The sequence below is a fragment of the Chryseobacterium viscerum genome (assembly GCF_002899945.2).
Classification (GTDB): domain Bacteria; phylum Bacteroidota; class Bacteroidia; order Flavobacteriales; family Weeksellaceae; genus Chryseobacterium; species Chryseobacterium viscerum.
Genome location: NZ_PPEG02000001.1, coordinates 197,456 through 221,530, shown reverse-complemented (window position 1 = coordinate 221,530; position 24,075 = coordinate 197,456). Strand labels below are relative to the sequence as shown.

Genomic DNA, 24,075 nt, shown 5'->3' with positions numbered 1-24,075 from the left:
GAATAATGTTACCAAGTTTTATAATAAACTTTTTGAAGATAATGAATCGTGTTGTAAGTAAACTTTCCTACATTCTTCAGGATTAATTTATCGGTAAGTGTTTTATTATCAAGTTCTCTAAGGTATTTTTTGTGTTTTTCAGTCAGTCTGTTTTCTTTATATGCCTCATGAATAAGTTTCAGAATTTTCTTTTTCATTTCAGGCTGTTCTTTATGTTTCAGAAAAATATCAAAAAAAGACAACTCTAAAAAGTTTTTCTTTTTATGAGAATTTGTAGCGTGCATTCTATAGCTGCATGATTTGGTGTCATCATAGATAAAGTCATATTTTTGACTTAATCTCAACCACATATCATAATCTTCAAAAGTTAACGTTTCATCCCAGCCTCCAATCTCTTTTATCAAAGAAGATTTGGTGACACATGTCATTCCAGGTAGAAAATTATCCCCAAGTAATGTTTTGTAAAAGTTTCCTGATTCAATATTCAGATATCTGTGAAAATAAGGAATAAAGGTATTTTGAAAACGTACAGAATTGTCATCTATTATATGAGCATTTGAAAATACCAGAGCTTCGTTAGGAGATGATTTTTCAAGAATAGCCACATGTCTTTCTATTTTGTCAGGCTCCATAAGATCATCAAGGGCTATGGTAATAACATATTTGCCTTTTGATATATTCAGGAGTTCATTCAAGGACTTACAGATCCCTTGATTCTGAGAATGAGGAATGAACTGGATATCCAGCTGAGGATTATTTTTGATCCAGTTATTGATAACTTCTACAGAATTGTCCTTAGAACAGTCGTCACAAATCAGGAGTTCAATATTACTATAACTCTGAGATTTGAAGCTTTCTAAAGATTCTATTACAAATCGTTCTTGGTTGAAGCTAAGGCATAAAATTGAAACCAGAGGCAATTCTGTCATGATATTTTACTTTATTGAATTCAAGCTTTTTGATAAGGGTAAAAAAGCTTTAAAATTCGTTTACAATTTCTATTACTTTTACAATTTCTTCCTCCGTCATTACCGAAGAAATAGGTAAACTTAATACCTCTTCATGGATTTTTTCACTGATCGGGAAAGACTCTTCATTCCATTCTTTATAAGCTTGTTGTTTATGAGGAGGAATAGGGTAGTGAATGATTGTCTGAATACCTTTTTCTGTTAAATAAGCTTGAAGGGCATCACGGTTTTCTGTTCTTATCACAAAAACATGCCATACATGCTCTTTCTCATCTGATGGATTTTCAGGAAGAATGATTTTCGGGTTTTTTATTCCTTCGATAAATAGTCTGGCAACTTTTCTTCTTGCTTCATTTTCATCTTCAATATATTTCAGTTTAATATCTAAAATAGCTGCTTGAAGTTCATCTAACCTTGAATTTAATCCTTTATAAATATTAACATATTTTTGGTTGGAACCATAATTTGCTAGTGCTCGAATCGTATCAGATAATTCTTTATCATTTGTTGTGACTGCTCCTGCATCTCCAAGAGCTCCCAGATTTTTTCCGGGATAAAAACTAAAACCGGCAGCATCCCCAAGATTTCCTGATTTTATATTATTCCATTCAGCTCCAATGGCCTGTGCATTGTCTTCTACAATTTTTAATTTGTATTTTTCAGCTATACTTTTCAGTTGTTCTGAGAACACAATTCTGCCTTGAAGATGAACGATTAAAATGGCTTTTGTTTTATGCGTAATCTTTTCTTCAATTTTTGAAATATCAATATTGTAAGTATTGAGCTCGGGTTCTACTAAAACAGGAACTAATCCATTATCTGATAGGGCAAGAATAGAGGCAATATAGGTATTGGCGGGAACAATTACTTCATCACCGGGTTTCATGTAGCCCAGCTCAATATAAGCCCTGAAAATAAGGCGCAGTGCATCCAGGCCGTTCGCAACACCTATTGCATGTTCTGAACCAATGTAACTGGCCAAATTTGCTTCAAAATTTTTAATTTCATTTCCCAATAAATACCATCCACTTCTGAAGACTTCCAGAAGTTTGTTTTCTATTTCTTGTTGGTATTGCAAGTTTACTTTTTGAAGATCTAAAAATTTAATCATTTCTTTTTATTTTGAACATGCCACATATATTTCAGCACAATGGTGAGGAAACTTTTTTCCTAACTTATAAAATCCCTCTATCATAGCTTCATTCCAATTGTTTTCAATTTGCCCATTTGAAACCGGTTTAAAGAAAATACCCCCTTCATCAATTATGGTATAGCCCGCTTTTGTAATATCATCTTTTAAAGTATCCAAATCATACACTCGGTAGTGTCCTAATTCATGATCTCTTTGATTCAATTCATATTCGCTGTTTAATAATCCCATTTCTACCGCGGCTAATCTGTGGATAGATTTAGCATTGGGTACTGAAATTAAAAATACACCATTATCAGATAACCAGGAATAAGCAAGCTTTAAAACGTCAACAGGATTTTCAATATGTTCCAGTACATGGCTCATTATGATGGTGTCAAACTTTTTATCTGTTTTAAACTCCTCAAAATAAGAGTTGTGTTTTGTAATGTTTGGATAATCAGGTATTTGGTTTATCAGGTCTTTAGAGCCTTCAACCAAATCCAGAGAAGAAAAATCATTGACCAGATATTTGGTCATATGTCCCAGGGCTGGTCCTAGTTCAAGGGCAGATTCTCCCTTAAAATAAGGTTTTAAACTTAAATAATTCAATTCTGTTAACTTAAAATCAAAGTCAAGAAAAGAGCTGTTATAGAATTGTGCCGAATCCTGCACTTTATTTTTATAATTTTCCATTTGTAATTTTATCTATTTTTAAAATCGAGAACAGTATCTATGATAATGTCTGGCTGATAGGGGAGTAAGCTTTCTTTGCTTAAAAAACCAGAAAGAACCGCCGCTGTTTTGATTCCTAATAATTTGCCTGTTTGAATATCTTTTCCTGTATCACCAATGAACCAGTCTTCAGGAGTTACCCGGACTGCATTTTTTATTAAATCATGCTTTTCCTGTTGTTGTTGAGTCACTAAAATTTTCGTGAAAATATTTTCCCAACCGAATGATTTTATTTGTTCCAGAGCGATGCTTTCCGATTGGCGGGCTGTAACCACAAATAGATCATGATTTTTAGATAAGGATATAAGCACGTCTACTATTCCTTCAAAAGGAGTGTCTAACTGCAGCCATTTTTCTAATTCAATTTCCGACATCCATTTTTTCTCAAAATCGCTGTACTGCTCGTTGGAATAATTAAATTTAGAAAGGAGAATTTCTTTATGACTTATTTTATTGCGCTTTAACGCCCAATATTCATCAAATGACAATTCAGAAGTGGGAACCAATGACTGGAACAACTGATATAGTCTTTCTCGGGAATCTATTAAAGTGCCATCAAGGTCAAAAAAAATATTCATATTATTTTTTATTTTTTTTCATGTACTCAAACTCTTCCTTTAGCCCTTCTTCTAAAGAAGTTTCTTTTGACAGCAAAAACGTATTCATTTTTGAACTGTCAAATACAAAATCTCTTCCTTTTTTTTCAGCAGGTATTTTTTCTATTGTTACGTCTTCGTTAGAAATTTGTTTTATTGTATTCACCAAATCATTGATAGAAATAGAACGGCTTCCGACTAAGTTGATGACCCCTACATCTTTTAGTTGAATAGCGTTTACAATAGCTGTAACAATATCTTTAATATAAATAAAAGAGCGCAATTCTTCTCCTGTACCCCAAATCTGAACAGGCTTTTCTGCTAGAATATTATGAATCGTTGCGGGAATTATTTTTAGATAAGCCTCTTCTCCAGGACCATACACATGACCTATCCTTAAAATTTGAACGGATTTATTATATTCTTTTCCCCAACTTTCTACCATCTTTTCTGAATATAGCTTAGAATGTCCGTACAATGAAGCTGGTTTTTCTAAAGTGCTCTCAGAAATAATGTTATCATTATCATAAACGTCAAGTGTACTAAGGTAAATGAATTTTTTTAGATGGGGTAAAGTCGCTTTTAATAATTGATCTGTGTTGAATATATTTGAATTAGATAATTGAATATTATTTGCCTCACTTCCTTTTTTGGGTGTGAAAGCTCCTGCATGAATTATTGTTTCAATATCCTGAAATCCGTTTTTTATGAAAAAATCGCTTTCAAACTGATAATTGTTGTGCAATAAATAGCTGCATTCTGTTATAGGTTGAGAGGTTAAGCACACGATATTATCCTTACCGTATTTTTCAATCAGTAGCGAAAGTAAGTGCTTACCTATAAATCCCGAAGCTCCAGTTAAAAGTAACATTTACAAATTTTTTATTCGTTGCTGTATCTGAATATCTGTCATTAATTTGGGTTGAGTATCCATACCTCTTAACCACAATAGCCCATCTTGTAATGGATTTATCTTTTTATCTAATTGGGGGAACTCATTATATAAAGCAATGTCTTTAAATATTTCAGGCATGTTTAATCCTGCTTCGGTAAAAAATAATACCGTTGTAAAGAATCTTGAAATATTTATTTCTGTAGGATTAGGAATTCCATTTTTGTCATAAGCCATATCTACCCCAAAAATTCCGTGAGGTTTATCCGAAACAGCCTTTATCGTAGCTATAGATATTCTGTCTACTTCAGGATCTGAATAGGTTTGACCTACTTTGGTGACTCCTGTAACCCCTGAAACAGTTCTGTTTCCATGAGTCCATCCTTTTCTCAATCTTGTTTGAGCGACTACCAATTCGCCTTCATGCCAAATAGAGAGCCATGTTACCGTATCCGGAGTCAGCATTTCTGCAGCCACAAAGTCTCCCCATCCATTATATCGGTCAATCCATCCCTTTGCAAAAGAAAAATCATTGGTAGGCAGAGCACCTTTGCCTCCTCCTCCAATGGATGAAGCTCTTAACCATATGTTCCCATTTTGGTCTCCTAAATCTGAAAAAGCTTTTTTTAGATCTTCTTCATTGTTGATCATGATATTTTCTGGGACCGTTACACCAGCTTCCCTACATTTTAAATAGGTTTTATATTTATGAACACAGGTATCTATCACTTCATGCGATGGCATAAAGGTTTTGGTGCCGGTAGAATGAATATCTTCTCTGATCATAGAGGCATGATAAATCTCCAGATCATTTTGGAAATGTATTAAATCAGGTTTTTCCTGATTCAGTATTTGTAATAGCGATGCTTTATAATCCGTTTGATTGGCATATGGTATATAGGATACTTCATGAGCATTGGAGAGTATCAGGTCTGTAGGCTCACTGCCCATACCGATTATTCTCTCCTTTTTTGAGCTTTTAAGAAGTGAGTTGATTACACCTTCAGAGGGAGCGCCGCCTGCACCGGCAATTAATATTTTAATCATTCTATGAGTTTTTGAAATTCTTGATAATCCCTTATATAATCGTCTTCACTATAGGGTAGAGATGCTAAACATAAAAGCACAGCATTGTGTGAAAACTTGATGTCTCTCCATACCAATTTGGGGAAGTATATCCCTTTAGATGGACTGTTCAGAACAAAAGTTTCTTTGTGACCATCTTTATTTTCGGTATTAAATTCTATGATCCCTGAAACAGCGAATATTAATTGTTCAAGATTTTTATGTGCATGCCCTCCTCTTATTACATCCTGGGGAGTATAATAAGTCCAGTATACACGTTTAATTTCAAAAGGTATATTTTCTAAATTTTCAGCAACAGTAATGAAACCTAATGAAGAATCACCTATTTTTTCTAAATCAAAATATTGAACTTTTTCCATTAAATAAATTTATTTTACAGTATAATTAAAGTCGGGTCTAATAATTCCGGGTAATACATTGATATTTTTACCCAATTTTACATTTTCAATTTCAAAACCTATGATTTCATTCGCTACAAAAAGAGGAATTCTCTGATCCTCTCCAAACATAAGTTTGAAATAATAATTACCAGTATTGAGTAAATGTGGCGGGATTTCAAATTCTACAGTATATTCTTTTCTTTGAGAATTATTTTGGGTAGTAATGAGAACTCCAGTATGGAAAACTACGGCCTCTTCATATGTTCTCAGTTCAAAAGTTGTATCAATATTGATATTCTCTTTGAAATTATAAAACCTAAGCAGGACTTTAACCCCTGATTCTATATCTAAAAACTGACCTTTTGTAGGCTTAACAGAAAATTCTAATATCCTGATATTCTCATTTCCTAAAGCTGTTTCCAATGAACCTTCATGAATATAGCTTGATTGTTTTTCAGAGCTTTTCTGATATTCTGCAATGGTATCCAAAATACCTCCGCTATATGCCAATTGTCCCTGATTAAGCAGGATTCCAGATGTACAAAGTTCTTTTATTGCGGTCATATTATGACTTACAAATAAGATGGTTCTTCCTTCTCCTTTGGTCACATCATTCATTTTTCCAAGACATTTTTTCTGAAAGTCAGCATCACCAACAGCCAGAACTTCGTCAACAATTAAAATCTCAGATTCTAAGTGAGCGGCTACGGCAAACGCAAGGCGGACATACATTCCGGAAGAATATCTTTTTACGGGAGTATCTATATATCTTTCAACGCCTGAGAAATCTACGATTTCATCAAACTTTCTCTTGATTTCTTTTCTTGTCATTCCCAGGATTGCTCCATTAAGAAAAACATTTTCTCGCCCTGTCATTTCAGGGTGGAATCCTGTTCCTACTTCCAATAGAGAGGCTATTCTTCCATCGGTGAAAATCTTACCTGTCGTAGGTTTTGTAACTTTACTTAAAACCTTTAATAGTGTTGATTTTCCGGCACCGTTTCTTCCAATAATTCCAACAGCATCTCCCTTTTCGATTTCAAAATCGATATCACGAAGAGACCATACATATTCAGAATCTCCCTTGGTCGTTCTGTCATTGGTTTCTCCAATTTTCAGATAAGGATCTTCCTTTCCTCTTATTTTATACCAGAACCTGTTGAGATCATGAGACAGTGTTCCTGTACCGACTTGTCCCAGACGGTATTGTTTAGATATATTTTCTGCTTTTAAAGCCAGCATGTTTTTTAATTTAAATTTTTAAAAGAAAAATAATTACACCGTATCCATAAAAGTTTTTTCAACTTTATTGAATACAACAATTCCTATCATTAAAAGAATAACAATAATACCAGTACTGATCCCAAGCATAGCAGGGGAGAAGTCTCCCACGCCGATCCATGCATATTTGAAACATTCAAAAATACCTGTCAACGGATTGTAATAAGCTAATTTTTTAAAGAATCCTGGTAATGAAGATACCGGATAAATTACTGGGGTAGCATACATATATAGACTGACCCCAAAACCCAGAAGCATACTCAGATCTTTATATTTTGTGGTAAGTGAAGAAAATATCATTCCAACGCCTAATGCAAAAAGTGCCATCAGGAATATAAGAAAAGGGGTTGCAAGAATCCAGATATTAGGATGTGCCTCTCCATTATAGTAATAATAAGCCCATACAGCGATGAATAAAACAAACTGTACTCCAAACCTCATAAGGTTAGAGATGACGATGGATAACGGAGTAACCAGCCTTGGGAAATAAACTTTTCCAAAAATTCCGGCATTTCCAGTGAAAGTAGAGGATGTTGCCATTAAAGAGGATGAGAAATAATTCCAAAGAGTAACACCAGCCAGATAAAAAAGAAGAGGTGGAGCTCCATCTGTAGGGAGTTTGGCAATTCTTCCAAAAATCACCAGATATACGATGGTTGTTAGAATGGGATTGATAAAAAACCATATTGGTCCTAAAATAGTCTGCTTAAAACTGGATATAAAATCTCTCTTTACAAACATATAAACAAGATCTTTGTATCTCCAGACTTCTTTTAGTTTCAAGTCAAATAACGAATGATCTGCATCAATCGTTTCAGTCCACTTCTGTTGTGGTTCATTCATCTGTGTAAGTTTTTGCAAATTTATAATAATTAATTCTTACCTTATCTCTTAGTTTATGAATTTTCATTGTCAATAAAACTAAAAATCAACAACTAATATATTGATATTTGGCGGTATGAACAAAAACTATTGGCCATAAAGCCAATAGTCTATGATTTTTATAAATTATATTTGTTATTTACCAATAAGTTTTTTCAGGTACTCGCCGTAACCACTTTTGCCATATTTAGCAGCAGTTTCAAGAAGTTTTTCTTCGTTAATGAATTTGTTCCTGAATGCAATTTCTTCTATACAGCCGATTTTAAATCCTTGTCTTTTTTCAATAACGCTTACAAATTCTGAAGCATCATGAAGAGAGTCGAAAGTTCCTGTATCCAGCCAGGCAGTACCTCTGTCAAGAACAGCTACTTCCAGCTTTCCTTTGCTGAGATACACATTGTTGATGTCGGTAATTTCCAGCTCACCTCTTGCGGAAGGTTTGATGTTTTTAGCGATTTCCACTACGCTGTTATCATAAAAATAAAGGCCTGGTACAGCATAGTTTGATTTCGGATTTTCAGGCTTTTCTTCAATAGAGACTGCTTTCAGATCTTTATCAAATTCTACAACACCATATCTTTCAGGGTCTGCAACGTGATAGGCAAAAACAACTCCCCCATCAGGATTGGTTTTATTTTTCAGTAAAGTTCCCATCTCGGAACCATAGAAAATATTATCACCTAATACGAGTGCTGCAGAATCATCACCAATAAACTGGTCTCCTAAAATAAAAGCTTGTGCTAAGCCATCAGGACTTGGTTGTACAACGTATTCTATATTACAGCCGATTTGTGAGCCATCGCCCAACAGTTTGATGAAGCCAGCCTGATCGTGTGGCGTGGTAATGATCAGAATATCCTTGATTCCTGCCAAAAGAAGCGTGGAAAGCGGATAATAGATCATAGGTTTATCATAAACAGGCATTAGCTGTTTACTTACGGCTATGGTTAGAGGGTAAAGTCTTGTTCCGGAACCTCCGGCTAATATTATTCCTTTCATGTGTTGGTGCGTATTACGCAAATTTCTTTTGTGTTACTAAGTTGATTTTTCTTTTGCTATTTTACGGATTGTCTTTTCCTCAATAGCTGGATGTTTAGCTGTATTGTTTGCTATAGTAATCCTTATAATTTCCGGAAGTCACATTCTCTAGCCATTCTTTATTTTCAAGATACCAGTCTATGGTTTTTCCTAAACCTTCTTCAAAAGTTACTGACGGTTTCCAGCCCAGATCTTTATTCAATTTTGTTGCATCAATGGCATAACGCTTGTCATGACCAGGTCTGTCTTTTACAAAAGTGATCAGTTTTTCAGAATACCCTTCAGGTTTTTCCAGTTTAGCATCCATTTGCTTGATTAGTTCTTTGACCAGATCAATATTCTGCCACTCGTTGAAGCCACCGATGTTGTACGTTTCTCCGGTTTTTGCATCCTTAAAAATCTGATGAATTGCTTTCGCATGATCAATAACAAATAACCAGTCTCTGGTATATTTTCCGTCTCCATAAATAGGAAGAGGCCTTTCATTGATGATATTTGAAATACAAAGTGGGATCAGTTTTTCAGGAAAATGATTGGGGCCGTAGTTGTTGGAACAGTTCGATACGATGAACGGCATTCCGTATGTATTTCCGTAAGCTCTTACCAAATGGTCAGAAGCTGCTTTTGAAGCAGAATACGGAGATTGAGGGTCATATGATGTTGTTTCTAAAAAGAATCCTGTTTCTCCCAGACTTCCATATACTTCATCTGTGGAAATATGATAGAAAAGGTTTGTTCTTTTTTCATCAGGGAATCTGCCGTGAGTATGTTCAGGATTTAACGTCCAGAATTCCTTACAAAGATTCAAAAGATTAGCCGTTCCGTTCACATTGGTGTTGATAAACGCCATAGGATCGGTAATGCTTCTGTCTACATGACTTTCTGCGGCTAAATGCACTACAGCATCCGGATTGTATTTTTCAAAAACTTTTCTGAGTTCTTCAGGTTGGGTAATGTTTGCCTTTTCGAAAACATAATTGGGCTCATTTTCGATGTCCTTTAAGTTTTCCAGATTTCCGGCATAAGTAAGGGCGTCAAGATTGATAATTGTAATATCCGGATTGTTTTTTACAAATTCTCTTACAACGTGGGAGCCGATAAATCCAGCACCTCCTGTAATGATAATATTTTTCATTTATTTATTTTGAGATGGTCTTTCTTCCTATACTTTTATAATGAAATCCGTTTTGTTCCGGGATTTCCAATGGATACATATTTCTGCCGTCAAAAATAACTTTGTTCTTCATTTTTTTTGCCATAAGCTCAAAGTTTGGGTTTTTGAATTCCGGCCATTCTGTAGCAATAAATAGTGCGTCCACCTCTTCCAATGCATCATACATTCCTTTGGCATACTGTATTTTGTCGCCTAGAAGTTTCTGGACATTATTTTCTGCAACAGCATCATATGCTACGATTTCCGCGCCTTTTTCCAGTAAAAGAGCAATGTTGTCCAAAGATGAAGCTTCTCTGATATCGTCAGTATTCGCTTTGAAAGCAAGCCCCCACATCGCAATTTTCTTTCCTTTAATGTCTCCGCCGAAATATTTTTCAATTTCCGAAACTAAAATTACTTTCTGGGTAGTATTTACATTTTCTGTAGCTTCAAGAATCTGAAAGTTGAAATCTTCCTGCTTTCCGGATTTTATAAGAGCTTTTACATCTTTTGGAAAACAGCTTCCTCCGTATCCGATTCCTGGGAAAAGGAATCTGTGGCCTATTCTGTCATCACTACCCATTCCTAGTCTTACTTTATCTACATCTGCCCCTACTTTTTCACAATAGTTGGCAATTTCGTTCATAAAGGTAATTTTTACCGCTAAAAAAGAATTCGCCGCATACTTTGTAAGCTCCGATGATTTCTCATCCATAAAGATGATTGGGATTCCGATATTGGTAAAAGGTTGGTAAATTTTAGACATGATGTTTTTTGCTCTTTCCGAGCTGGCGCCTACGACTACTCTTGAGGGATTCATAGAGTCTTCAACGGCAAAACCTTCTCTTAAAAATTCAGGGTTTGAAACCACATCGAAAGGGAGGTTTGTCTTGGAAGAGATCGCTTCTCTTACCCTATCTGCAGTTCCTACAGGAACGGTGCTTTTATTGACAATGACTTTATATTCTGTCATCAGCTCACCAATATTATTGGCAACCTGAAGTACATAAGATAAATCTGCAGAACCATCTTCACCAGGAGGTGTAGGCAATGCCAGATAGATCACTTCGCTTTTGTCTAAGGCTTCTTTAAGGTTCGTAGTGAAAAATAATCTTTCAGATTGAATGTTTCTCAGAAACATTTCTTCAAGGTTCGGCTCATAGATGGGAACAATGCCGTTTTTTAAACCTTCTACTTTTTTTTCATCAATATCAACACAGTATACTGAATTGCCAAGTTCTGCGAGGGTAGTGCCTGTAACTAGCCCTACATAACCTGTTCCTACAATCGTTATATTCAAAATGTTTGTTTTTAAATTCTAAAGACAAAAGTAATAAAAATCCTGTGACATATTCCTTTAATTTATTGTAAATGAATCTGGCGCTATTTGCTTGATACTTAAGATAATTTTGCATTTTTAGAAAAAAAGCGTATATTTGCATTGGATTTACGGAAAAAATGGGAAGGCTTCGCAAGAAAGCCTTTTTTCGTACTGTAAATCAAGATAAAAAATATATGGAGTTTAGACAAAGAATTGAAGAATTGTTAAATGAATTCCTTGAGACCAGAAAAGATATGTTTCTTATTGATCTTAAATTTTCTGCAGGGGATGATATTACAGTGATTTTAGATGGTGATAACGGAGTTTCTCTGCAGGATTGTCTTGATGCAAGCCGTGCGATAGAATTTAATATGGATCGTGAAGAGCATGACTTTAGCCTTCAGGTGATGTCTGCCGGATTGAGCGAACCATTATCCACACCCAGACAGTTCGGTAAAAATATCGGGAGAGAGATTGAAGTGATGCTGGAGGATTCTTCCAAGATTGAAGGAGAATTGTCAAAAGTAGACGATGAGAAGATTACACTTATTTTACGTTACCGTAAACCGAAAGACATCGGGAAAGGGAAAGTAGATGTGGAAGAGGAGAAAGAGATTGCTTACTCTGAGATCAAAAAAGCATTAGTAATAATTAAATTTTAAAAGAAAAAAGAATAGATGGATAATATAGCGTTGATTGAATCCTTTGGTGATTTTAAAGACGAAAAGGGGATCAGTAAGATTGATCTTATGGCAATTATTGAAGATTCACTGAAAACTCTTTTGAGAAAAAGATTTGACTCAGATGATCATTTTGATGTGATTGTAAACCCGGATAAAGGAGATTTTCAGATATTTTTAAATAAAACAATTGTAGAGGACGAAATGTCTGAAGATGATGATTTGGAAATTGAAATTTCTGAAGCAAAGAAGATTGACCCTACTTTCGAAGTAGGTGAGGACTTTACAATGGAAATTCCTGTTGCGCAATTGGGAAGAAGAAATATTCTTACCCTTAAGCAGATTCTGGCTACAAAACTACAGGAGCACAATAATGCAATGCTGTACGAGCAGTTTAGAGATAAAATTGGGGAAATAGTTGTAGGGGAAATCCACCACATCCGTCATAAGCACGTGATTTTGTTGGATGATGAAGGAAATGAATTTATTTTACCAAAAGAAAACCAGATCCAATCCGATTTCTTTAAAAAGGGTGAGAATATCAGAGCTATTGTCGAGACAGTGGATTTTAAAGGTTCTAAACCACAGATTATTATTTCCAGAACTGCACCTAAATTCCTTGAGAAGTTATTGGAGCTGGAAATTCCTGAGATCCAGGATGGAACAATCATGCTGAAAAAAGTAGTGAGAATTCCTGGTGAGAAGGCGAAGATTGCAGTAGATGCTTATGATGATAGAATTGATCCTGTAGGAGCTTGTGTTGGGGTAAAAGGATCCAGAATTCATGGAGTTGTAAGAGAATTGAGAAATGAAAACATCGATGTTATTCAGTGGTCTAAAAACCCTGAGATTTTGGTGAAGAGAGCTTTAGGAAATGTTACCATCAATAAAATTGACATCAACGAGGAACAAAACTATGCATTAGTATATACTCCTGTTGAAGAGATTTCTAAAGTAATTGGAAAACAAGGACAAAATATCAGACTGGCTTCTTGGTTGTCAGGATATGAGATTGATGTATACAGAGAGTCCAGCGAGGATGATGATGTTGAATTGAGAGAATTTAACGATGATATCGAGCAGTGGATTTTGGATGAGTTTAAGAAAGTAGGACTTACAACTGCAAAATCAGTATTGGATAAAGAAACTGAAAGTCTTCTTAATATGGTTGACCTTGAAGAAGAAACAATCGAAGATGTTAAGCGTATTCTAAGAGAAGAATTTGAAGATTAAAATTTTAAATAAATTTTAATAAACAGTAAAAAGGAAATACTTTAATTTTAAAAATTAAAAACAGTAAATAATATAGATGCCAAAAATTAGATTAAATAAAGCGGTTAAGGAATTCAATATTTCGATGTCCAGATTAGTAGAATTTTTACAATCAAGGGGGTTCGTGGTTGAAGGCAATCCTAACGCTCAATTGGAAGAATCGGCATATTCTGCATTGGAAGCTGAGTTTGCTAAGGATGGCGAACAACGAAAGGCTTCCCATGAGGTGGTGATCACTAAAGTTCCGGAAGAAAAACTGGAAATTGAAGAAAAGAAAACCTCTGAAGTGATAAGAGCTAAAGCAAATAAACCAGAAACTAGAATTTTAGGTAAAATAGATTTAGAACCTAAGAAGCCTGAAGTTGAAGAAGCTCCTGCAGCTCCTGTAACTCCTGTTGCGGCACCGGTTGAAGAAAAGAAAGACGAAATCGTGAAAGAAGAACAACCGGAAGTAAAAGCAGTTCCTGAAAAGCAGGAATTCAAGGTTTTGGATAAAATTGATTTGTCTCAAATAGAATCTAGAAACAGACCTGTAAAAAAAGACAAGCCAAAAATGGAGGAGAAAAAAGAAGAAGTTAAACCTGTGGAACCAATAAAAGAAACTCCAAAACCAGCTGTTGTAGTGGAGAAGAAAGTGGAAGCTCCAAAAGTAGAAGCTGAACCTGAATCTCAGGAACCGCAAAAAATTGAGACAGTATATCAAAAACTAGACGGTCCTAAGATCGTTGGGGAAAAGATCGACTTAACTCAGTTTGCGCCAAAACCAGGTGCTGGAGCAAAAAAGAAAAGAAAGAGAATTGAAAAACCTGGCGGCCAGAATAACCAACAAGGTCAAGGGAATAATCAAAACTCAGGAAATAACAATAATAATAACCAAGGTGGACAAGGCCAAGGAAACCGACCTCCGGGTCAAGGTGGACAAGGTGGAAATCGCCAGGGTCAAGGAGGGCAAGGAAACAGACCTCCAGGTCAAGGTGGACAAGGTGGTGGAAACCGTTTTGGAAACAACAATAACCAAAACCGCCCAGGTGGTCAAGGTGGAGGATTCAAAAAAGGACCTCAGAACAACAGACCTGGACAAAGAGTTATGCCGGTTGAACTGACTGACGAACAAGTTAAGAATCAGATCAAGGAAACATTAGAGAAACTGACTAATAAAGGAGGTAAATCTAAATCTGCAAAACACAGAAAAGACAAAAGAACTTACCGTAGAGAACAGGATGAGCGTCAGCAAGAGCTTGAAGCACAAGACAGAACTCTAAAAGTTACAGAATTTATTACTGTAGGTGAGTTAGCGAGCTTAATGAATGTTTCGCCAACAGAAGTAATTTCTGCATGTTTCTCACTTGGGGTAATGGTTACCATGAACCAAAGATTGGAAGCAGATACCTTATTATTGGTAGCAGACGAATTTGGTTATAAAATTGAATTCTCAGATGCTGATCTTGAAGAAAATGACAGCGAAGATATTATTGATTCTGAAGAAGATCTTGCATCAAGAGCTCCAATTGTAACAGTAATGGGTCACGTTGACCACGGTAAAACCTCATTGCTTGACTACATTAGAAAAACGAATGTAATTGCAGGTGAATCTGGAGGGATTACACAGCATATTGGTGCTTACAATGTGAAACTTGAAAACGGACAAAGAATTACATTCTTAGATACACCGGGTCACGAAGCATTTACAGCGATGAGAGCCAGAGGTGCTCAAATTACAGATATTGCAATTATTGTGATTGCTGCCGATGATGATGTAATGCCTCAAACGAGAGAAGCAATTTCTCACGCACAGGCAGCTGGTGTACCAATGATTATTGCATTGAACAAAGTAGATAGACCAAGTGCAAACCCTGATAATATCCGTCAGCAACTTTCTGGGATGAATATCCTTGTAGAAGAATGGGGAGGAAATGTTCAGGCGCAGGAAATTTCTGCAAAATTTGGTAACAATATGGATGTTCTATTGGAGAAAGTATTACTTCAGGCAGAGATGCTTGATTTAAAAGCTAATCCTGATAGAAATGCTCAGGGAGTTGTTATTGAAGCTTCACTAGATAAAGGTAGAGGATATGTTGCCACAATGTTGGTACAAACTGGGACTCTAAAAGTGGGAGATTATGTAGTTGCAGGTAAAAACCATGGTAAGGTGAAAGCTATGCTTGACGAAAGAGGTAGAAACCTTACAGAAGCAGGCCCATCTATTCCAGTAACTATTTTAGGGTTGGATGGAGCTCCTACAGCTGGTGATAAGTTTAAAGTATATGAAGATGAAAGTGAGGCTAAAACTATCGCTAATAAGAGAGAGCAGCTTCAGAGAGAACTTTCCATCAGAACTAAGAAGCATACTACACTTGAAGAATTAGGTAGAAGAATCGCTTTAGGTGATTTCAAAGAATTGAACATTATCCTGAAAGGAGACGTGGATGGTTCAGTGGAAGCATTATCAGATCAGTTACAGAGATTGTCTACTGCTGAGATTAACGTTAATATCCTTCACAAAGGAGTAGGGCAGATTACTGAATCTGACGTTAACTTAGCTGCGGCTTCAGATGCAATTATTATTGGATTTAATGTAAGAGCTGGTGCTAATGCTAAAGACCTTGCAGATAGAGAGGAAATCGAGATCAGAAACTATTCTGTAATCTATGCCGCTATTGAAGAAGTGAAGGAAGCTATGGAAGGTATGCTTTCACCTGAAATTAAAGAACAAGTAATTGGTAATGTTGAGATCAGAGAAGTATTTAAAATTTCTAAGGTTGGAACAATTGCAGGATGTATGGTTCTTTCAGGAAAAGTAGCTAGAAATTCAAAAGTAAGAGTTCTGAGAGATGGTATTGTTAAATTTGACGGTGAATTGGAAAGCTTGAAGCGTTTCAAAGACGATGTTAAAGAAGTAACAAAAGGCTACGAATGTGGTCTGAACCTAAAAGGTTATAATGATATTGAAATTGGTGATATTCTTGAAGTTTACGAAGAAGTAGCAGTTAAGAAGAAACTGAAATAAATATATCCTAAATATGTGAAAACCACTTTTTTATAAAGTGGTTTTTTTATTTTTTATATCCTAATAATTTATAATGATTCTAAATAATATTTTTTGAATTATTAATAATTTGTTAAATCGAATTTGTATAGCGGAAAAATTATTTTTTATTGAATAAAAACAGTCTATCATTAATGAATCTTATTTGATTTACGGAATTTTTAAATGAAACATTAAAAAAAACGGTAGATTAAACAGTGGTTTAATTTGCGGATGTTAATATTTATTAACATATTTGCCCATTAAATATATTAAAATTTGTTAATATGAATGTTAAATTACGTGTACTGAGTGCTGGGGCGCTGTTTTTCTTTGGAGGAATGGTTATTGCGCAGCAGCAGACAACAACTAAGAAAAAAGACACGGTAAAAAAAGAAACATCAATTGATGAAGTAGTTTTGCTAGGTTACTCAAAAAGTATCACAAAACCTAAGTCAACTGTTGCTTCTAATACTGTTGGAGAGGTATTCTTCGAGAACAGACCAAATGTCAATATGTTAACTTCTTTACAAGGGTCAGCTCCAGGGGTGATCATGAACGGTGGTTCTGGTAGCCCGGGTTCTGCTAAGTTTAGCTTATTGATTCGTGGTACGAGTTCTATTAATGGTAATACAGATGCCTTAATTGTTATCGATGATATTCCATCGAATGCTTCAGAATATAGAAACTTGAACCCTAATGATATAGAGTCAACTACTATTTTGAAGGATGCTGCAGCAACTGCTATCTATGGTAACCGTGGTGCTAACGGGGTTGTAGTTATCAGAACAAAAAGAGGTAAATATAACAGTGGATTTAAGCTTTCCTATACAGGAATGACAGGGATGTCATTAAGACCACTTGATAAGTATAATCTTGCCAATACTGAACAGTATATGGGGATTATGAAATTATATGGTTTCTCTGATACTAACTCGGAATATATTAAAGCTAAAGATGCTTTAGCTCAAGGAATTAATACGGATTGGAAAAATTATTTCTTTAAGCCGGAAATGTTCCAGTCTCATGACGTAGCACTTTCTACAGGTGGGGCTAATATATCTTCTTATAACTCATTTGGTTATATGGAGCAAGGTGGAGCAGTTCCAACTACAGATTTCAAGAGATTTACGGTTAGATCAAACGTTCAGGCTAAATCTAAAGACAATAAGCTAAATGTTAACTCACAGATCTCTCTTGCCTTTTCAAGAAGAAACGAGTTATTAGAAGAAACTTCTTCAGGAATTAGAAACAACTCTGTACAGAATCCACTTCTAGGGGTTCTTCAAGGATTACCATATTTGTCTCCAACTAAATTCTCAAACGGACAAGATTTATTTAATTCTATTGGTACCAACTTCAATAATGGTAATAACATTTATGTATTACAAAATCTATTGACAAGAGGTAACCTTCCAAACATGGTAGATCAGGTGTCTATCGGTGCAAACTTAGGGGCTACTTATGCAATTAATAAAAACTTTACCGTAGGTAATAAACTAGGGATTGATTACAGACAAAGTGACAGAATCTCTGGTAGAGCTCCTTGGGCATACCTTGCATTAGCAACTAAAGGGGCTAATAAATATACTGGTTTTGAAGATCAGACAACAACAAGAGATTTAAGTATTAACAATGTAGTTTCTGCTATGTATAGCGGAAAAACAGGTGAACACTCTGTAGATGCTTCCGTGAATATGGAATACAATAAAGTGTATTACAGAGCTACATCTAGAAGACAAAATGGTCTAGATCCAAGAACTTATGTACCAGGATCTGGTACTGGTTACGTTCCGTTTGATAATACTGCGGCATCTCCTTATGTACCTTCCGTAAGTGGTTCAAGAATTACAGCAGGAACTTTAGGTGTTTTTGGAACCGTAAGTTATGATTACGCAGGAAGATTTGGTTTCCAGGGAACTTTAAGAAGAGATGCTACTTATCGATTTAAAGGAGATAATAAATGGGCTACATATTGGTCTGTAGCAGGTAGATGGAATATTGACAAGGAGAGCTTCATGGAAGGATCTACCTTTAATAGTCTTAAGCTAAGAGCATCATATGGTACTAACGGTAACCAGAATATCGTTGCAGCAGCAGCTGGTTCAAACCCATTATTGACAGCTAGTCAAATCATCAGAGACTTGTATACGACTCCTACAGGATACGGAAATACTCTGGGAATAGGTTTTAATTATGCAAATCCATTTGTACAGTGGGAAGATGTTGCTCAGGCAAACATTGGATTAGACTTTACATTACTTAATAATAAGTTAGAGGGTACTTTTGATGTTTATCATAAGAAAACTACAAATCTATTTGGTGTTATTCCAATTTCTGGTTTCTCAGGAGCTTATTCTGTATCGGGTAATAATGGAGCTATGACGAATAAAGGTGTTGAACTTGGATTACGTTATAATATTATTAAAACTCAGGATCTGAACTTCAGCATATTTGCTAACGGATCATATAACAATAATAAGATTAATGAATATATCATCAATGGTGATCCTGAACCAGGTACGACAGTTAATATGGCCGGTCATACATATAGCGAATGGTATGTGTATAAATATGCGGGAGTTAACAAGAGTAATGGTAACTTATTATTCTATAGTAAAGATGGAGGGGTAACTGAAGCTCCAAAAGTGGAAGATGCTCAGTTCCTTGATGTAAGCCCTATTCCTAAATATGCAGGAAGTTTTGGCTTCGAAAGTGGATATAAAGGATTCTTCTTTGATGCTTTATTTACATTCCAGAAAGGTGTTAAGAAATTTGATAATGCACTTTACTGGCTAGCAAACCCTGAAGGATTAGGATCTAGCGCTGTTGGATCTTCAAACATGTCAACAGATTTATTAAATGCATGGACTCCTCAGAATCAAAATTCTGATGTTCCAAGCTTAAGAGCTACCAACTGGGGATATACAGCAGACTCTGATTATTTTATCAAGGATGCTTCATTCTTAAAAGTTAGATCTGTTACTATAGGATATCAGCTTAGAAAAGAGCAATTGCAGAACCTGCCAATTACTGGACTTAGGATATATGTACAGGGTGAAAACCTTTACACATGGACAAAATGGAGAGGTTTCGATCCTGAACCAATTACTGGATCTAATTTAAGTGTATACCCTAACCCGAGAATGTATACAGTAGGGGTGAAAATTGATTTCTAAAAAATTATTAAAATGAAAAAAGTATTTTATATATTATCGTTTTTCTTAGTGCTGACATCATGTAACGATGCACTAGATATTGTCCAGGATGGAGAGATTAATGATCCGAACGTTGCTTTTCAGACAGTGGAAGACATGCAGAAGTTTCTTAACGGAAGTGTTTACCCAGCTGTAAATCCAACAAATGAGATCTTTTTTACTTCACTTTTCACAGACGAAATTGGATTTGGTCCAAGCAGTGTAAGTACATCAGACATTCTAACACATAGATTTGTGCTTAACTCTACTACAAGCCAGGCTTCTGGTATTTGGGTAAGTAACTATAGCATTATTAACAAAGTAAATATCCTTTTAAAAGGAAGTTCTTTAGTTCAGTATAATTCATTGTCAGCTTCAGATAAATTATTATATGTTAATGTTTTATCTCATGCAAGAGCGATCAGAGCATATGCTTATATTACTCTGGAATCATATTTCTCACCAAATATGAAAGATCCTAATGCGCTAGGAGTAATGCTTACGACTGAGCCATCTGATATTTTTACAACTAAATTACCAAGAGTTAAGAACTCTGAAATCTATGCTTTAATCGAGTCTGATTTACAGTATGCTCTTACTAACTGGAATACAAGTAATATTACTGCAGGTAGTATTGCTACTGTATCTCCACAGAATTATTTAGATAAAAAAGCAGGAATCAATGCAATTGCAGCGAGATATTATAACTACAAAGGTGATGATATTAATGCTAAAGCTAATGCTACAGCAGCTATCACTAGTAGTGGTTTAACTTTATCAAGTGGTAATGGAACTGCATATACTAATATGTGGAAAGATGCTACTGCAGCGAATGGTGGTAGAGGAGAGATCTTATGGTCACTATACAGACCTAATAGTTCTACTGGTTCTTGGTCAAATATTGCTGGATTATGGACTACAAACTCAACTGATATTAACGGATCTGTGAATTTCGATATGAGTAGAAAGTTATTTTCACTCCTTAATCAATTGCCAGGTGGAGATATTAGATTTGATGTATTTGTTGATCCTTCAAGCCAATTTGATCAACTTTATCCTACTGGACCAAACTCTAGAGAAGACGATGTAATCGTTATTGATAAATATCCTGGTAAACTTGCTCCACTTGCAAGTGCTACAATGCAGCTAAGAAATGATATCAAAATGTTCAGATTATCAGAAATGTATCTGATTTTAGCTGAAGTTGCTGTACATGAAGCGGATTTAGTAACTGCTGCATCTCGTGTTAGATCAATTAGAGGAACAAGATCTAAGCAGTCGTTAGCTGCTGCAATTACTTATACGTCTGCTCAACAGGCATATGCAGATATTCTTTTAGAAAGAAGAAGAGAGCTATGTTTTGAGGGGCACCGTTATGTAGACTTAAAAAGAATGGGGGTAGCTGCTGGTGTTGGAATAGACAGAGATGTTTATGATGATGATAATAAGACTATGCCTCTTACATTGCCTGCTAGTGATTATAGATTTACATTACCTATTCCATTGGATGAAATTAATGCAAACCCTAATATTCAACAAAACTCAGGTTATTAATATAATAATATAAAATCTATGAAAAAAATTGCATTCTTAATATTGGCATTCGTTGTTTTCTTCTTCAATAGTTGTAAAGACGAAGCTCAGACTTATGATGGTGATTCATATCTACATTTCAACAAGGGAGTAAGAGGAGAAGCTGTTGTGAAAATGGGAACAGGTTCTACTATAGTTGATATTGACTTTGGAACTGTTCAGACATTGTCTTCTTCAGCACAGGTAAAACTTGTTGTAGATAAAACTCTTTCAACAGCTGTGGAAGGGACAAATTTCCAAATTGTAAATCCTACTGTAACAGTTGATGCAGGTAAAGTTGAAGGAAAATTTCAGGTAAAACTTCTTGAAACTGGAGCTACTGTTGAGCCTAAAGTAATTGTATTTAAGTTACAGTCTTCATCAATTGCTAATGCATCATTTGATCAGACTTATACTCTAACATATACTAAAGCTTGTCCTGCTTCTGCATTTGTTGGAAATGGACAGTTCAAAAACACAGTATCTTCGTGGAAAGAAGATCCTACCGCTGTTTATACTATTCAAGATTTAGGAGTTACAGCTGGTGTTGGAACACTTAAAGTTATTGGATTTATGGATAATGGTGCAGATATGACTTTGAAATATAATCCTGATACTTATGCTGTTACTACCCCTGAGCAGAGCCTTGGTTCTAACTCTAATGGTGGTGTGAACTATATAAAAGATGCTGCTGATGGAACTAAATCATCATTCAATGCATGTACAAGAATATTGAAACTTCGTGTTAACTTTTTTGTTAAAAATACTACTACTGGTGCTTCACTAGGAAGTTTTGGAGATTATGACGAAGTATTTACTGGTCAATAAGTAAAATATTATATACTTATATAAATTAACCCCACATCTTGTGGGGTTTTTTATGTCCTTTTATTTCTTATTTTTGCTGTACAATAATGAATAATGAAGTACATCCTTTTCATACTCTTCTCTTTAAGTTTTGTAGCCAACGCTCAGGTTGTTAATAAGGCTGGTAACAAGCCTCAACCCAAAAAAGAAGATACTCTTGTTATAGATTCAGGGAAAAAAGATTCCCTGAAAATTTTCAAACCTACTATTAACGATTACCTGTATCAGACTCAGTTTTCTGAAAAGAAAGTTTTTGATACTGTAATGACTTTTGATAAAACGTATATATTTTCACAGCAGAATAATGAAGATAACTTTGGGAGAGTACAGCCTGCTAATATTGGCTCAGGATTCAATCCTCTTGTGTTTGAAGTCAATGATGAGCAGAATCTTTCTTTACTGCCCTCTAACAAATCCTATATGATCATTGGAGCGAATGATGTGAAATATTATGATGTAAAAACACCTACCGCTACATTTGTTTATCATAACGCATTGCGAAACGGGGCCGCTTTAAGATCTACTTATACCCAAAATATTGGGAAAAGATTCAATTTTGCTCTTGAATATATGGGACTTCGTTCTCAGGGACTTTACAGAAACTCATTGTCCGCGAATAACAATACTTTATTCTCTGGACACTATGTTTCAAAAAGCGGAAACTATGAACTCTTTGCTCATTATCTTCACCAAAATATAAACAATCAGGAAAGTGGTGGGATTACGGAGGATAATCTGTTTCAGAGCGGTGACAGCAATTATAGTAACAGACAAAACGCACAGGTAAATCTAGCCTCTTCAAGCTCTCAGTTTGCTTACAGGAGATATTATCTGAGCCATCAGTTTACACCATTCAACTCAGGGAAATTCCCTTTCAGTATCAGACATATTATTTCTCATCAAGGGAATAAATATTATTACAATCAAACAGCGCTGGAACCTTATTGGTATGCTGCTCCTACAGAATTGGTTAATGGTTTCCCGCTGACAACAAAAAAATATTCCGAAAATTTAAGCAATACAGTAAGTTTGATTTTTAATAATGAGAAATTTAAACTGGATGCTGGAGTACGTTATCAGATGATTAAATTAGGAATCAGAGATGTTGTTGCCCTTAATGGTGTTCCTTTTCCTGGTGAGCTTAAAGAAAGCAGAATCGGAGCCGTAGGAAATCTACAGGTAAAACTTTGGGATAAAATCCAATTGAACTCATTCCTGGAATTTTCAAACGGAAGCCAGTTCAAAAGCTATCTTAAAACAACCAATAATCTGAAATTTGAACCTATCAAGGATTATTTTGTTAATGCTAAAGTGAATTTCCAAAGTGCATATCCTTCATTTAATTACTTATTGAATACTTCGGTTTACAATAATTTTAATTATTATCTTGAAAATGCAAAGAACCAGTCTGTAATGGAAATAGGAGGAAGTATCAATCTGAAATGGTTTAAAACAGAAATTTTTGCCAACTATTTCAGAATCGATAACTATACATATTTTGACAGCAATAGAGCTCCAAAGCAAAGTGATAATTCTGTGAATATCTCTCAGATCGGGGGTGATGCTACATTCAGCTTCAATAAGTTTCATTTGAATACAAGGCTGCACTTTCAGAATACTTTAACCAATAAAGAATTACTTCCTATGCCGAGTTTCATCGGTAGAGCTAATTTCTTCTACCAGACACAAGCATTCAAAAAAGCAGCTGAAATTCAGGCGGGAGTTAAAATATATTACTTCTCTAAATTTGCATCAAGAGATTATTTCCCTGTTCTGAACGAATATATTCTTCCCAGAGCAGACTCATTTTCAATTGGAGGACAGCCCATCGCCGATGTTTATATCAATATGAAAGTGAAAAAGATGTTCTTTTTCATAGAAGGTCAGCAGATAGGAACGGTTATTTCCAATAACAAAGCATATGCATTTCCACATTATCCGGTATATGATTTCAGATTGAACATCGGGATCGTGTGGTATTTGTTCAACTAAAAACGATAC

Annotated in this window: 19 protein-coding genes; 7 read left to right on the top strand and 12 right to left on the bottom strand. The window is 35.3% G+C overall.

From position 1 onward, the window contains the following. Positions 1–8 precede the first annotated feature (8 nt). From C1634_RS01030 to C1634_RS00975, 12 genes are all read right to left on the bottom strand, one after another. Positions 9–929, bottom strand: coding sequence for a glycosyltransferase (locus C1634_RS01030; RefSeq protein WP_103231860.1), 921 nt, complete (start codon positions 927–929; stop codon positions 9–11). 49 nt (positions 930–978) lie between these two features. Beyond that, positions 979–2,079 carry a DegT/DnrJ/EryC1/StrS family aminotransferase gene (locus C1634_RS01025; protein ID WP_109737785.1) on the bottom strand — a complete coding sequence of 367 codons (1,101 nt, stop codon included), beginning with the start codon at positions 2,077–2,079 and terminating at the stop codon, positions 979–981. 6 nt (positions 2,080–2,085) lie between these two features. Further along, positions 2,086–2,793, bottom strand: a complete 708-nt coding sequence (locus tag C1634_RS01020) for a class I SAM-dependent methyltransferase (protein WP_103231862.1) — start codon at positions 2,791–2,793, stop codon at positions 2,086–2,088. Positions 2,794–2,801: 8 nt separating this feature from the next. After that, positions 2,802–3,410 (bottom strand): HAD family hydrolase, encoded by a 609-nt coding sequence (locus tag C1634_RS01015; RefSeq protein WP_109737784.1) that lies wholly within the window; start codon positions 3,408–3,410, stop codon positions 2,802–2,804. A 1-nt stretch (position 3,411) separates the two neighbouring features. Next, positions 3,412–4,299, bottom strand: a complete 888-nt coding sequence (locus C1634_RS01010) for an NAD-dependent epimerase/dehydratase family protein (RefSeq protein ID WP_109737783.1) — start codon at positions 4,297–4,299, stop codon at positions 3,412–3,414. After that, the gene (locus tag C1634_RS01005; protein WP_103231865.1) at positions 4,300–5,367 is read right to left on the bottom strand and encodes an ATP-grasp domain-containing protein; all 1,068 of its coding nucleotides are present in this window, start codon (positions 5,365–5,367) and stop codon (positions 4,300–4,302) included. It lies immediately after the preceding gene. Then, positions 5,364–5,765: a sugar 3,4-ketoisomerase gene (locus C1634_RS01000; RefSeq protein WP_103231866.1), complete on the bottom strand. Its 402-nt coding sequence runs from the start codon at positions 5,763–5,765 to the stop codon at positions 5,364–5,366. Before C1634_RS01000 ends, C1634_RS01005 begins: the two co-directional genes overlap by 4 nt. Before the next feature lie 9 nt (positions 5,766–5,774). Next, the gene (locus C1634_RS00995) at positions 5,775–7,028 is read right to left on the bottom strand and encodes an ABC transporter ATP-binding protein (RefSeq protein ID WP_103231867.1); all 1,254 of its coding nucleotides are present in this window, start codon (positions 7,026–7,028) and stop codon (positions 5,775–5,777) included. Positions 7,029–7,061: 33 nt separating this feature from the next. Next, positions 7,062–7,910 carry an ABC transporter permease gene (locus C1634_RS00990; protein WP_103231868.1) on the bottom strand — a complete coding sequence of 283 codons (849 nt, stop codon included), beginning with the start codon at positions 7,908–7,910 and terminating at the stop codon, positions 7,062–7,064. Between the two features lie 174 nt (positions 7,911–8,084). Continuing rightward, positions 8,085–8,948, bottom strand: coding sequence for a glucose-1-phosphate thymidylyltransferase RfbA (gene rfbA, locus C1634_RS00985; protein ID WP_103231869.1), 864 nt, complete (start codon positions 8,946–8,948; stop codon positions 8,085–8,087). Positions 8,949–9,042: 94 nt separating this feature from the next. Then, a complete protein-coding gene (rfbB, locus tag C1634_RS00980) occupies positions 9,043–10,122 on the bottom strand; it encodes a dTDP-glucose 4,6-dehydratase (protein WP_109737782.1) in 1,080 nt (359 codons plus the stop codon). 4 nt (positions 10,123–10,126) lie between these two features. Further along, positions 10,127–11,440, bottom strand: a complete 1,314-nt coding sequence (locus C1634_RS00975; protein ID WP_103231871.1) for a UDP-glucose dehydrogenase family protein — start codon at positions 11,438–11,440, stop codon at positions 10,127–10,129. Between the two features lie 215 nt (positions 11,441–11,655). On the opposite strand from C1634_RS00975, the gene rimP reads away from it, so the two are divergent. The 7 genes from rimP (at position 11,656) to C1634_RS00940 (ending at position 24,066) form a co-directional block, all read left to right on the top strand. After that, positions 11,656–12,123, top strand: coding sequence for a ribosome assembly cofactor RimP (rimP, locus tag C1634_RS00970; protein WP_103231878.1), 468 nt, complete (start codon positions 11,656–11,658; stop codon positions 12,121–12,123). Between the two features lie 15 nt (positions 12,124–12,138). Next, positions 12,139–13,374, top strand: coding sequence for a transcription termination factor NusA (gene nusA, locus C1634_RS00965; RefSeq protein ID WP_103231872.1), 1,236 nt, complete (start codon positions 12,139–12,141; stop codon positions 13,372–13,374). 76 nt (positions 13,375–13,450) lie between these two features. Further along, positions 13,451–16,420 (top strand): translation initiation factor IF-2, encoded by a 2,970-nt coding sequence (gene infB / locus C1634_RS00960; protein WP_103231873.1) that lies wholly within the window; start codon positions 13,451–13,453, stop codon positions 16,418–16,420. A 305-nt stretch (positions 16,421–16,725) separates the two neighbouring features. Beyond that, complete coding sequence (locus C1634_RS00955; protein ID WP_103231874.1) at positions 16,726–19,617, top strand: SusC/RagA family TonB-linked outer membrane protein; 2,892 nt, start codon at positions 16,726–16,728, stop codon at positions 19,615–19,617. Positions 19,618–19,629: 12 nt separating this feature from the next. Beyond that, positions 19,630–21,189, top strand: a complete 1,560-nt coding sequence (locus C1634_RS00950) for a RagB/SusD family nutrient uptake outer membrane protein (RefSeq protein WP_103231875.1) — start codon at positions 19,630–19,632, stop codon at positions 21,187–21,189. A 42-nt stretch (positions 21,190–21,231) separates the two neighbouring features. Next, the gene (locus tag C1634_RS00945) at positions 21,232–22,035 is read left to right on the top strand and encodes a DUF4843 domain-containing protein (protein ID WP_161990723.1); all 804 of its coding nucleotides are present in this window, start codon (positions 21,232–21,234) and stop codon (positions 22,033–22,035) included. 93 nt (positions 22,036–22,128) lie between these two features. Then, complete coding sequence (locus C1634_RS00940) at positions 22,129–24,066, top strand: putative porin (RefSeq protein WP_103231877.1); 1,938 nt, start codon at positions 22,129–22,131, stop codon at positions 24,064–24,066. Positions 24,067–24,075 lie beyond the last annotated feature (9 nt).

Bases quoted from the DNA above. Each gene is read 5' to 3' on its own strand.
- C1634_RS01030 (WP_103231860.1), bottom strand. From the start codon at position 929: ATGACAGAATTGCCTCTGGTTTCAATTTTATGCCTTAGCTTCAACCAA.
- C1634_RS01025 (WP_109737785.1), bottom strand. From the start codon at position 2,079: ATGATTAAATTTTTAGATCTTCAAAAAGTAAACTTGCAATACCAACAA.
- C1634_RS01020 (WP_103231862.1), bottom strand. From the start codon at position 2,793: ATGGAAAATTATAAAAATAAAGTGCAGGATTCGGCACAATTCTATAAC.
- C1634_RS01015 (WP_109737784.1), bottom strand. From the start codon at position 3,410: ATGAATATTTTTTTTGACCTTGATGGCACTTTAATAGATTCCCGAGAA.
- C1634_RS01010 (WP_109737783.1), bottom strand. From the start codon at position 4,299: ATGTTACTTTTAACTGGAGCTTCGGGATTTATAGGTAAGCACTTACTT.
- C1634_RS01005 (WP_103231865.1), bottom strand. From the start codon at position 5,367: ATGATTAAAATATTAATTGCCGGTGCAGGCGGCGCTCCCTCTGAAGGT.
- C1634_RS01000 (WP_103231866.1), bottom strand. From the start codon at position 5,765: ATGGAAAAAGTTCAATATTTTGATTTAGAAAAAATAGGTGATTCTTCA.
- C1634_RS00995 (WP_103231867.1), bottom strand. From the start codon at position 7,028: ATGCTGGCTTTAAAAGCAGAAAATATATCTAAACAATACCGTCTGGGA.
- C1634_RS00990 (WP_103231868.1), bottom strand. From the start codon at position 7,910: ATGAATGAACCACAACAGAAGTGGACTGAAACGATTGATGCAGATCAT.
- rfbA (WP_103231869.1), bottom strand. From the start codon at position 8,948: ATGAAAGGAATAATATTAGCCGGAGGTTCCGGAACAAGACTTTACCCT.
- rfbB (WP_109737782.1), bottom strand. From the start codon at position 10,122: ATGAAAAATATTATCATTACAGGAGGTGCTGGATTTATCGGCTCCCAC.
- rimP (WP_103231878.1), top strand. From the start codon at position 11,656: ATGGAGTTTAGACAAAGAATTGAAGAATTGTTAAATGAATTCCTTGAG.
- nusA (WP_103231872.1), top strand. From the start codon at position 12,139: ATGGATAATATAGCGTTGATTGAATCCTTTGGTGATTTTAAAGACGAA.
- infB (WP_103231873.1), top strand. From the start codon at position 13,451: ATGCCAAAAATTAGATTAAATAAAGCGGTTAAGGAATTCAATATTTCG.
- C1634_RS00955 (WP_103231874.1), top strand. From the start codon at position 16,726: ATGAATGTTAAATTACGTGTACTGAGTGCTGGGGCGCTGTTTTTCTTT.
- C1634_RS00950 (WP_103231875.1), top strand. From the start codon at position 19,630: ATGAAAAAAGTATTTTATATATTATCGTTTTTCTTAGTGCTGACATCA.
- C1634_RS00940 (WP_103231877.1), top strand. From the start codon at position 22,129: ATGAAGTACATCCTTTTCATACTCTTCTCTTTAAGTTTTGTAGCCAAC.